Origin of the sequence: Caldivirga sp. UBA161, assembly GCF_002506515.1 — an archaeon.
In the GTDB taxonomy this organism is placed as follows: Archaea; Thermoproteota; Thermoprotei; order Thermoproteales; family Thermocladiaceae; genus Caldivirga.
Genome location: NZ_DAXS01000020.1, coordinates 1 through 10,241, shown reverse-complemented (window position 1 = coordinate 10,241; position 10,241 = coordinate 1). Strand labels below are relative to the sequence as shown.

Sequence of the window (10,241 nt, the reverse complement as noted above, 5' to 3'; positions counted from 1 at the left end):
TAGATTTAGCTTAACATTCATACAGCTTTCAGGAGCATCTTAGGTGTAGCTATGTTTTTAATATTGGTGAGCATTCGTTCATTAATAGGCATAATGCTATTGTGAGTTGGCCTAGGTTACCTATATCATGTGTAATGGGGGTAATGTAATTAACATTACTTCCCTCGATTTTAATATCTTGATCAGAACCATCAGCTACAAGCATTACTCTTCCATCAATACTCATGAATTCTGTTAATGGCTTAACCTGGGGTCCAAGCCTCCTAATTACTAGAATATTATTGGGTTTAAATAAGTCCACAGCATCCTTAATAGTTGGTAGCACTATTAGGCTTGATGAATACTTTAAAGCTATCTTAAAGGCCTCTGGCACACCCTGTTGCGCTGCTGAACCGTAAACGTGAGTAAGCACTAGGTTCTTTACACCGAAGCCGTAAACCACCTTAGCGAATTCCACAACCCTAGCTACACTGGATGCATTGTCGATTAATACTATTAATTCCCTCATTAGCCAGCACCTCATGGATATGTTTTTAAATTAAACCCAGAGATGCGTATTGACTTAATGTGAACTAATTAACTATATAATTAATTTAACTACTACCATGACTTATTTATAGAAACATTATTAAACTCAAAGGCGTTCACTAAACCTATGATTAAGTTTCCAAGCGACTTCAGGTTTGGCTTCTCCACGGTGGGTACTCAACACGAAATGGGTACACCTGGTTCTGAATTCGTAAGTGACTGGTACGTGTGGCTTCATGACCCTGAGAACATTGCATCAGGCCTAGTTAGTGGTGACTTACCTGAACATGGGCCAGGGTACTGGGATTTGTATAAGCAGGATCACTCAATAGCTAGGGATCTTGGGCTTGATGCAGCGTGGATAACTGTTGAGTGGGCTAGGGTGTTTCCGAAGCCGACCTTTGACGTTAAGGTTAAGGTTGATGAAGATGGTGTAGGCAATGTGATTGGCGTTGAGGTTAATGAATCAGCATTAGAGGAGTTACGTAGGTTAGCAGACTTAAATGCAGTTAACCATTATAGGGGGATTTTAAGTGATTGGAAGGAGAGGGGTGGATTATTGATAATTAACCTTTACCACTGGGCTATGCCCACGTGGTTGCATGATCCAATAGCGGTTAGGAAGAATGGGCCTGATAGAGCCCCCTCCGGTTGGCTTGATAAAAGGTCTGTTATTGAATTCACTAAGTTCGCAGCCTTCATAGCCCATGAGTTAGGTGACTTAGCGGACATGTGGTACACAATGAATGAACCCGGGGTAGTGATAACTGAGGGTTACCTTTACGTTAAGTCAGGATTCCCACCAGGTTACTTGGACTTAAACTCCTTAACCACTGCCGGTAAGCATCTGGTTGAGGCCCATGCCAGGGCCTACGATGCCATTAAGGCTTACTCAAGGAAGCCAGTGGGCCTAGTCTACTCCTTCGCTGACTATCAACCACTTAGGCAGGGTGATGAAGAGGCTGTTAAGGAGGCTAAGGAGCTTGATTACTCATTCTTCGATGCCCCAATTAAGGGTGAGTTCATGGGGGTTACTAGGGATGACTTGAAGGGTAGGCTTGACTGGATTGGGGTAAACTACTATACTAGGGCCGTATTGAGGAGGAGGCAGGATACTGGCCGGGCATCAGTGGCTGCAGTGGATGGGTTTGGCTACTCCTGTGAGCCTGGGGGTGTGTCTAATGATAGGAGGCCATGTAGTGATTTCGGTTGGGAAATATACCCTGAGGGGGTTTACAATGTTTTAATGGACCTATGGAGGAGGTATAGGATGCCCATGTACGTTACTGAGAACGGTATTGCTGATGAACACGATAAGTGGAGGTCATGGTTCATAATATCGCACCTTTACCAAATTCATAGAGCCATGGAGGAGGGGGTGGATGTTAGAGGGTACTTCCACTGGAATCTAATAGATAATTTGGAGTGGGCTGCAGGCTATAGGATGAGGTTTGGCTTAATTTACATTGATTATGCAACCAAGAAGAGGTACTTTAGGCCAAGTGCCCTGGTTATGAGGGAGATAGCTAAACAGAAGGCTATACCAGATTACCTGGAGCACTACACTAAGCCGCCTAAAATTGAGTGAAGGCAAAGTTAAGTGGAAAAATGCAGTCACATAATTAAGTAGATTATTTAAGAGGCAATAAATGAGGTACTAAGCCTTACGTAGTGGTGATTGAGGTGATAGAGGATATTAAGAGGTTACTTACAGTGTTTGAGGGAATGAGCAGTAAGCTTAAGGAGAATGGCTGGATTATTAGTGAACCAGAGTCGCCTAAATGGTGGGGTGGGGTATTAAGCCCTGAGGAGGTTATTATATCAGCCATACTTGTTCAGCAAACTAAGTGGGAAATAGTTAGTGAGGTCATGGTTAGGCTTAGGCAAGGTAAACTAAATACACTTAAGGCAATTGCTGAACTTAACCCAGTGGATTTAGCTAATGCCTTAAGTGGAGTTAACCTTAGATTCACTAAGGCTAATAGGTTAGTGAAAATTGCTAAGGCTATAACATTAATGGGTGGATTAGGAGCTTTAAGTAAGCTCAATGACAATGAGGTTAGGGAAATGTTATTATCAATGGATGGTGTTGGTTATGAGACTGCTGACTCAATAATGCTCTTCGCCCTAAATAGGTTGACAATACCCATCTCAACATACACCATTAGGGTAATTAAGAGGGTTTACGGCTACTCAGGGAGTAATTACGAGGATTGGAGGATTACGTTAATGAGGCTATTACCCAGGGGATTGTATGAGTATAAGCTTTTCCATGCCGGTGTAGTAACTGTTGGAAAGGAATGGTGCCTTAAGGGGACTCCAAGGTGTATTGAATGCCCACTACGTAATCAATGCCATTTAGCTAAACTCAAAACTAATGGGGGTTAAGGGTGGTAACCTGACTTCTGCAGCTTCAGTATTGCCTCAGCTAAGTCACCATTAGCCTCCTCAAGGGCCTTAATAGCCTCATCCCTACTTGCCCCAGTCTGATCCATGATTAGCCTAATATCATCCTCACTGTACTTTGGTGATTGAGCCTTAACCATAATCTTCGGTGGGGCCTGTGGCTGATTGGTCTTAACATCCCTCTTATTAACCTGAACTTGGTAAAGTAGGACACCACCAGGCATTTCAAGAAGCACCACGGTTGGATTACTTAACTCCACGCTACTGCCATCCTTCAACTCCACTATCACCTTAACAGCATCAACATCCTTAACATTAACGTTAATCCCCATTCTCTTAAGCATCCTCTTAACCTCATTGGGGTTAAACATCCTGATTACAGCAATACTCCAGTATTTAACAGTTACCACTGGCCTTAATTAAATTCACCATAACCCATGCCTTAAACCAACCTCCTCAATAAACCTCCTAGCCTGCGTGACCTCATCATCAAGCCTCCCCCTAATGTCCTGCCCACCAACATCAATAGCCACATAACCACTGAAATTAAATTTCCTCAACTCCTCAAAGACGGCATCCCAATCCACAACACCCCTACCTGGGCTCCAGTGGTAATTATCCCTTCCATCATTGTCTGAGGCGTGGACGTAAAGTATCCTATTCCCAAGCTTCTCTATGGATAATGGAATCAACTCCTTGGCGGCATTAAGGTGGCCAACATCAAGTACAGCGCCGAAGTTATCCATGTTAACCTCATCAATGAGCCTAAGCATTGCATCACTATTAGCCACTGATTCCCCAACCCTAGGTTCAATGGCGAATTTTAAACCATGATCAAGGGCAATCCTTGAACACTCCCTCATAACATTAACTAGCATCCTCCAGAATGCCCTCCAAGAGAAGTCAATGGGTATCTTAACCCTATACCTCTCCGCGAACACTATTCCCATTGAATAGGGCTTAGGGCCAATGAACTCAATGGGTGGAGTGAAGGTGTCTGTTTGAGTTAAGCCAGCGTTAAAGAAGACCGCTAACTCAACACTCCTCCTAAATAACTCAAGCCCCCTCTCCCTAACCCCATCAATTGATGAAAGTAGTTGGGGGAATATTCCAGCAACATTAATTACCTTTAATCCATGGGACTCAATGAAGTCCCTTAACTTAACCCTCTCCCCCTCAACAGCCTTTAAGTTATCTTCACCGTAAACCTCAAGCTCAATGGCCTTAAAACCAAGCCTAACCGCATCATTAATGAAGTCATAGAAGTTACTTATGCTTGGTGGATAACCATACTTAGTTATTGCGTATAACCAGGCTAGGTTAATCCTCGGTGGACCCATAGTTATTTAATTCAGCATGAATTATTTTTAAGCTATGCGTAATACTTTAAAGTAGTTTATTGCTGTTGCATCATGGCTGCAGTTAATTCCAATGTTAAGGGTGTTAAAGTATGTATCATTGGTGCTGGTAGTAAGGCCTTCATAGCAAGCCTCCTCAGGGATTTTGCCTTAACCAGTAGCCTCCATGGTATTACGTTAACTTTAATGGATATTGATGAGCATAGGTTAGCTAGGTCTTATGCATTAGCCCAGAAGTACTTTAATGAACTTAAGGTTCCAATAAGCATTGAGAGGACGATGGATACTAAGGCTTGTATTGAGGATTCCTCCTTCGTAATTAACCTGGCCTTCGCAATAGGGTATGACCACTATGGCATGATGGTTGAGGCTGCTGAGAGGCATGGGTACTATAGGGGTATTGACTCCACTGAGTGGAATATGGTTTGCTGCTACCCAACCTTAACGGGCTATAAGCAGTACGTGGTTGCATTAAACATAGCTAAGCTGATTAGTGAGTACGCTAAGGATGCTTGGATGATTCAAGTCTCTAATCCAGTCCTTGAAACAACAACACTAATCCACATGCAGTACCCTAACCTCAAACTAGTGGGTTACTGCCATGGTGCATCACATGGCGTTGAGCAATTAGCAGGCAAGGCCTTGGGGCTTGATATAAGTAAGGTTGAGTGGCAGGCTGTTGGCTTAAACCACGTGGTCTTCCTAACTAGGCTTAAGTATAATGGTGATGATGCATACCACCTAATTGATGAGTGGATTGAGAGGAAGGCTGAGGAGTTCTGGGCTAATTATGTGCCTGGCCCATGGGAGGAAACCCTGAGTAGGGCTGCCGTGGACATGTATAGGCTCTATGGCCTATACCCACTTGGCGATACTGCTAGGAGTGGGACATGGAAGTACCATAGGGATCTTAAAACTAAGATATATTGGTATGGGCCAGTGGGTGGTGTTGACTCAGAGGTGGGGTGGGGCATTAGGATGCTGTTGAATCAGGAGAATGAGGCTAGGCTTGAGAGGGCTGCATTTAACCCAGGTGTTAAGGCCACTGAGGTTTACCCACCTGTTAAGAGTGGTGAGCATATTGTGGATTTCATAGATAGTGTGCTTAATGGTGTTGAGAGGAGGATAATATTAAACGTACCCAATAATGGTATATTACCAAGGCTACCAAGTGATGCCATAGTTGAGGCGCCAGTGTACGTTAGGGGTGATTCCATTAGGCCTGAAACCATTGTTAATGTACCCAATAAAATGTACTCATACGTCTGGTACCCTAGGCTGGCTGTGACTGAGAGGGCCCTTGAGGCATACTTGGCTGGGAGCAGGGAGTTACTCATAGAAGCCTTAATGCATGACCCCAGGACTAGGAGTAATGAGCAGGCGAGGGAGGTTATTGACGACTTACTTAACTTACCATTCAACGAGGATTTAAAGAGGCACTATAAGTGATTTAAAATTAACCCAAATGTAGGGTATCATTGCTTTTAACATGCACCTACATGAGTATGCCTAATCAATCCAAGTGCATTAAAGGCCTAATGAGCTTAAGCGGCTTAGGCCTAAGGCCATTAACAGTATCAGTAGCCTTCACCAGTGGGCCAAAGGGTGGTACCGGTAAGAGTACTTTAGTGGCTAATATAGCGTCAATGATTGATGAACCAGTGGTTATACTTGACTTAGGCTTCGACGGTAATGTAACAGCCAGTAGGCTTCATAAGGTTGAGTACACTGATGATGTCGGCGGCTTCATAGACTACGTTGCCTATGGCTCCGAGTTAAACATGGTTGAATCTAAGGAGGAGCCTAACGTAAAATTCATTCCACCTGGCTCATTTAAAAGCTTGAAGATACCTAAGATTGTATTCTCCATGCCTCTTGAAGCCATGGCTAATAGGCTCTCAAACATGGTTGCACTACTGGCTAAGAGTGGGTTATCAATACTGCTCATAGATCTTCCATCAAACCCAAGCTTCCTAGGTCCACTCTACCCACTCCTACTCTATTATAGTGACATTATTAATGTAGTTATTGAACCTGGTCAAGTCTACGTGGGTGTATTGAGTGAGTTATACAAGTGGTTAACTAAGGTGGTTGATGATGAAGCCATGGTTAACGTAATAGTTAATAAGTATCACGAGTACTTCGACGGCTACCCGAAGGAGGCTAATAGGTACGTAATAAGGGGTAAGGTGTACCTAGTTAGGCTTGACCCAATAGCCATGGCTCTTACCTTGAAGGGTGAATTAGCGGTTAAGTATAGGGAAGCCGCTGTTTTCAGGAAATCCATTGATGAATTAACTAAGGATGTGGTTAACCAAGTCAGCATGTACATGGGGGTGATTAGATGATGAAGGATATTGATAGGATTAGGAGAATAATAATGGATGATGATGTTAACGCCACTCAAGTTAATCAACAAGTATCAATGAAGAGGAGTAAGACCGACATAGCCATTGAACTCCTCGAGAACTTCACTGAAATATTCGGTGAGGATGATGAATTAGTGACTAAGATACTGAATAAGGTCACTATAGATGATATATGTGTTGAAGTCAGTAAGTATAATTCAAGGCTAGCGGACTTCATAAAGACTTGGTTAAGGTTCAGGTTAAGTAAATGTGAGCCATATGGTGAAGAAAAGCATAACCAAGTACAGTAGCTTCGTGAACAGCACCCTTAACTCACTGGTGAGCCATGAGGCAATTCAGGAGTCTAGCCTACGTAAGTATAGGGTTAATGATAGTAAGATACCTAGGGAATTAATTATTTACTTTAGGGATTGTGGGGAATTAAGGCAATGGTGCATTAGTAGGTTAAGGATACTGCTGAGTAGGTATAGGTGGTATGATGTGGTTAACTTACTTAAGGTAATTAAGGTTAAGGGTTTAAGCGTAATAGTGTTAATGGCCTTAGCTGATGATGAGGGTAGCTTACTTAACTATGTTTCAAGTGGTTCATTCGATAAGAATAAGGTGATTAAATTACTGACGAGTGAACTGGGGATCAGTAGTGATGCTGCTGAACGCCTATTGAATGGTAAGGGTGTTGAACGTAAACCCCTAAGGATGTTTAAGTGGAACTTCCTACCGAGGTCAATATGATCTTCACCACGAGAATTAGAATAATGATTACTGCATTAATACTAGTAGTTCTTTCCTCCCTAATAATTAAATACGCCATAATAGCCTTGATGCTCTTAATAATAATCTTTAGGAGCGATATAACTCTACTAGCCTTATCCATTAGGCATAGCGTAGCACCACAGTTAGTGGTGAGGGATAATTACATTTATGACCCAGTTAATAAGCTTATTCACTCGTTTCTACTGGCTGAACCTATTCATGACTTACTTAGGTTAAGTGAGGATAAGTTCATTAACCTAATTAATGAAATGCTGCTTAGGTTAAACCTATGTGATAAATGCTATGTAACATTCATAGTAATTGGTGATAGAAAGATGATTAGGTTGTCTATGGTTGATGAACCACCATTTAATGATTTTAAATCATTTCAATCAAATGCAATTAATGTACTGGAGGATTACTTCATGGTTAAGCCAATGAAGGGTGATGAACTTAGGAACCTTGTAAGTCAATCACCGTACCCTACATCAAGCCTAATAATAGTATTGATAATACCACTTATTATTCCCCTACTATTCGGGGTACTAGGCATTGTACCCTGGCTAACATTCGCAATAATAGTGATTAGGCAGTACTTAAGTGGTAGGTTCACGGTTAATAATGGACTCATCTTCAGTAGGATTAGCACTAGGAATGAACTCATGACGAATAGGTTAACGCAGGCTGATGTTTACTCATTGGCGAAGGCCTTCCATAATACTATTAATGAGTATGCCCTCGTATTATCAGGGAATAGTGAATTATCAATGCTAGCAGCCAGGGAGTATCATAAGGCCTCAGAATCCCTTGTGGTTAAGGAGCGGGGTAAGAGTTACCCAGGACTATTATACTGGAGAAATGTGATAGATAGGCTATCATCAGGCGAATTACCATTAAGGCTAGCACTACTATGTAATAGGAACTTTGAATACGTAGATACTACTAAGAGTAAGGCGGCATCCTACGCATTATGGGTCCCTGGTGAATTCCTACTAAATGGTTTATCGCACGATGCTGCAGTATTCATACCGCTCACTGGTGGGAAATTAAAGTTAAGTGAGGATAGTAGGGTTATTAGAATTGGTGTTGATAGCATTGGTAAGCTCGTTGAGGTTGACCTAGACTCCTTACCAGCAGGCCACATGCTACTACTGGGTCCCACCGGTATGGGTAAATCATGGGCTGCGCGGACGATATTAGCTAGGTTAATTAAAATGGGTTTAAGGGTCATTGTAATTGACCCGCATGGCGAATACGGCAACTTAGGCTTACCTATTATTGACGTTTCTGAACGTTTCGTGGACTTCCTTAACCCTGTGAGTAAGATTGAGGGTAAGGAGACTATACTAAGGGTTGCTCAATCAATATCTGAGGCATTCAATATAAGTGACCTAGACTTAATACTGGGTGATTTAGGTGGCCTCAGTAACTATGAAAACTTTAAGGAAGCACTTAGTAAGGCTGCTGAGGCCACGTATAGTATTGAACTCTCATACGTGTACAGCATTATAGCAAATAGCCTAGGTAGAAGGGGCTTCATAACCCCCGAGGAGTTGAGGCAAGGTGTGGTTTTATCCTTTAAGTCAATATTACCTAACCCTGAGCTAACGGCCTTCGCCATGAATCAGGTTACAGCATACCTTTACTCAATGTTTGCCGGTAAGGTGAGTAAGCTAAGTAATGTTTTAGCCATTGATGAAGCCTACTACATCATGAGTAGTAGGTTAATGGAACTCTACGTGAGGGGCCTTAGGAAGTCAGGCCTTGGCGTAATGCTGATAACCCAAACGTTAACCAATGTGCCAAGTAGCTTAATTCAAAACATACCCTTAATAATAATGATGGGTGGGCCCGATTCCTACATAATTGAATCCATGAGTTACCTTAAGCTTGATCAAAATGAGTTCGAGTGGCTTAGGTTAGGCCTAGCACCCCACATGATGGGGAATAGAAGTAGAGCATTACTTATAGAGGGGCCTGTAAGGAGGCAAGTACTTATTGACCTTGATTCAAGACTAAAACCCATGAATAATTAATCTAAGTATTACTCAAGTAATCATTAACTTAGATTAAGGTAATTCTTTTAAACTCAGGGCTTAACCTTGACTCATGATTAAGGAACAGGAGGAGCTAAATAAGCCAGCCGTACGTAAGTTTGAGGAGGAGTGGGAGGAGTTTGAGGAAGAGGAGTTTGAGGAGTGGGAGGAGGAGTAGGTGGGTAATCTTATAATTAAAATAAACCATAGTGTTTTCCATCAGTGTAAACCTACTGTAGGTTGATTTTATTTAAGTAAATCATTTGCCTAATCCTAACCCCACACTTCCTACACCTAAGAACCCTCTCCACAACATAATAATCACTCCTCTCCTTAACCACCTGGGACTCAACGGTTAAACCATACCCACAGCTCGGGCATTTATAAATCTCCTCACCTAATATGGCTAAAGCCTTCTTAGCCATATTAAGAACCGTAGACACATCCAACACCCACACCTCACTGCATCTGCATATTTATAAGCAATTCAGGTTTAAACCGTAGATATTCCTAATCTTAAGGCAATGGGCTGAATCCTTTTTCATTTCAATAGGAGTCTTTTTATAGTTAATTGCGTTAAAGGGATGCCCTCTCGTACCGATGTGGACTATACTCAAAANNNCCCCATGACCCACCCACCGTAAAGCCAAGCCAATGACTGAGGGCCAAACCCCTACACTCAATCATGAATGAACATAAAATGAGTGACATAAAAGAAAGGTAAGTTTCGCCATTTATGGTGGGGTTAGGTTTTTAGATTCTGAATGATAAATATTCTGTATATCCCCAAG

Annotated in this window: 11 protein-coding genes; 7 read left to right on the top strand and 4 right to left on the bottom strand. The window is 42.2% G+C overall.

Going from position 1 to position 10,241, the window contains the following annotated elements:
• Positions 1-49: 49 nt before the first annotated feature.
• Complete coding sequence (locus tag BP896_RS02710; RefSeq protein WP_291765384.1) at positions 50-508, bottom strand: RecB-family nuclease; 459 nt, start codon at positions 506-508, stop codon at positions 50-52.
• Between the two features lie 147 nt (positions 509-655).
• On the opposite strand from BP896_RS02710, the gene bgaS reads away from it, so the two are divergent.
• Together bgaS and BP896_RS02700 are read left to right on the top strand one after the other, a co-directional pair.
• Positions 656-2,116 (top strand): beta-galactosidase BgaS, encoded by a 1,461-nt coding sequence (gene bgaS / locus BP896_RS02705; protein ID WP_291765383.1) that lies wholly within the window; start codon positions 656-658, stop codon positions 2,114-2,116.
• Between the two features lie 95 nt (positions 2,117-2,211).
• Positions 2,212-2,916: an endonuclease III domain-containing protein gene (locus BP896_RS02700; RefSeq protein ID WP_291765382.1), complete on the top strand. Its 705-nt coding sequence runs from the start codon at positions 2,212-2,214 to the stop codon at positions 2,914-2,916.
• Here the strand turns inward: BP896_RS02700 and BP896_RS02695 are convergent.
• Together BP896_RS02695 and BP896_RS02690 are read right to left on the bottom strand one after the other, a co-directional pair.
• Complete coding sequence (locus BP896_RS02695; RefSeq protein WP_291765381.1) at positions 2,913-3,344, bottom strand: nascent polypeptide-associated complex protein; 432 nt, start codon at positions 3,342-3,344, stop codon at positions 2,913-2,915. The two genes, BP896_RS02700 and BP896_RS02695, sit on opposite strands and share 4 nt — an antisense overlap.
• 15 nt (positions 3,345-3,359) lie before the next feature.
• Positions 3,360-4,274: a sugar phosphate isomerase/epimerase family protein gene (locus BP896_RS02690; RefSeq protein WP_291765379.1), complete on the bottom strand. Its 915-nt coding sequence runs from the start codon at positions 4,272-4,274 to the stop codon at positions 3,360-3,362.
• 72 nt (positions 4,275-4,346) lie between these two features.
• On the opposite strand from BP896_RS02690, the gene BP896_RS02685 reads away from it, so the two are divergent.
• The 5 genes from BP896_RS02685 to BP896_RS02665 are packed head-to-tail and all read left to right on the top strand — an operon-like array spanning position 4,347 to position 9,450.
• Complete coding sequence (locus BP896_RS02685) at positions 4,347-5,741, top strand: alpha-glucosidase/alpha-galactosidase (RefSeq protein WP_291765377.1); 1,395 nt, start codon at positions 4,347-4,349, stop codon at positions 5,739-5,741.
• A gap of 56 nt (positions 5,742-5,797) precedes the next feature.
• Entirely contained in the window at positions 5,798-6,640 is an 843-nt protein-coding gene (locus tag BP896_RS02680) for a hypothetical protein (RefSeq protein ID WP_291765375.1), read from the top strand.
• Positions 6,637-6,951: a hypothetical protein gene (locus BP896_RS02675; protein ID WP_291765373.1), complete on the top strand. Its 315-nt coding sequence runs from the start codon at positions 6,637-6,639 to the stop codon at positions 6,949-6,951. The genes BP896_RS02680 and BP896_RS02675 overlap by 4 nt, the downstream gene beginning before the upstream one ends.
• Positions 6,920-7,393 (top strand): hypothetical protein, encoded by a 474-nt coding sequence (locus tag BP896_RS02670; RefSeq protein WP_291765370.1) that lies wholly within the window; start codon positions 6,920-6,922, stop codon positions 7,391-7,393. The genes BP896_RS02675 and BP896_RS02670 overlap by 32 nt, the downstream gene beginning before the upstream one ends.
• Positions 7,390-9,450 (top strand): helicase HerA domain-containing protein, encoded by a 2,061-nt coding sequence (locus BP896_RS02665; protein WP_291765368.1) that lies wholly within the window; start codon positions 7,390-7,392, stop codon positions 9,448-9,450. Before BP896_RS02670 ends, BP896_RS02665 begins: the two co-directional genes overlap by 4 nt.
• A gap of 230 nt (positions 9,451-9,680) precedes the next feature.
• Here the strand turns inward: BP896_RS02665 and BP896_RS02660 are convergent, their stop codons facing one another.
• Entirely contained in the window at positions 9,681-9,893 is a 213-nt protein-coding gene (locus BP896_RS02660; RefSeq protein ID WP_291765367.1) for a hypothetical protein, read from the bottom strand.
• Between the last annotated feature and the right edge of the window lie 348 nt (positions 9,894-10,241).

What these genes read in the sequence shown, in the direction of transcription:
- BP896_RS02710 (WP_291765384.1), bottom strand. Translation starts at nt 508, where the DNA reads ATGAGGGAATTAATAGTATTAATCGACAATGCATCCAGTGTAGCTAGG.
- bgaS (WP_291765383.1), top strand. Translation starts at nt 656, where the DNA reads ATGATTAAGTTTCCAAGCGACTTCAGGTTTGGCTTCTCCACGGTGGGT.
- BP896_RS02690 (WP_291765379.1), bottom strand. Translation starts at nt 4,274, where the DNA reads ATGGGTCCACCGAGGATTAACCTAGCCTGGTTATACGCAATAACTAAG.
- BP896_RS02685 (WP_291765377.1), top strand. Translation starts at nt 4,347, where the DNA reads ATGGCTGCAGTTAATTCCAATGTTAAGGGTGTTAAAGTATGTATCATT.
- BP896_RS02680 (WP_291765375.1), top strand. Translation starts at nt 5,798, where the DNA reads ATGCCTAATCAATCCAAGTGCATTAAAGGCCTAATGAGCTTAAGCGGC.
- BP896_RS02675 (WP_291765373.1), top strand. Translation starts at nt 6,637, where the DNA reads ATGATGAAGGATATTGATAGGATTAGGAGAATAATAATGGATGATGAT.
- BP896_RS02670 (WP_291765370.1), top strand. Translation starts at nt 6,920, where the DNA reads ATGGTGAAGAAAAGCATAACCAAGTACAGTAGCTTCGTGAACAGCACC.
- BP896_RS02665 (WP_291765368.1), top strand. Translation starts at nt 7,390, where the DNA reads ATGATCTTCACCACGAGAATTAGAATAATGATTACTGCATTAATACTA.